The organism is Blautia sp. AF17-9LB, assembly GCF_003479185.1.
Classification (GTDB): Bacteria; Bacillota; Clostridia; order Lachnospirales; family Lachnospiraceae; genus Fusicatenibacter; species Fusicatenibacter saccharivorans.
Genome location: NZ_QUGU01000010.1, coordinates 1 through 356 on the forward strand (window position 1 = coordinate 1; position 356 = coordinate 356).

A 356-nucleotide genomic window follows, 5' to 3' on the forward strand; every position below is an offset into this window, starting at 1 on the left:
AGCACGCCGCCAGCGTTCATCCTGAGCCAGGATCAAACTCTCTGATAAAATGTGCGCGTTTAGAAATTCACGTGCTTGCACAGGCGAATTTTACGCGTTCATCTTGCAAGCTTCGCTTGCGAGATTTGTTCCAAGTTCAAAATCAACATACTAGCTAATTTATCCCTTTTACTGTTTTAAAGGATCTTTCGATCGTTTTGAATTACTTATTCAGAACTTTCGAGGATGTGTTTCACTGTTTAATTATCAAGGATCTTTGCTGTCCCGACTCGGATCAGCTCATTTATTTTATCACAGAACTTTTCGTTTGTCAAGAACTTTTTTAAATTTATTTTTTGAAGTTCTTTCGAACTTCT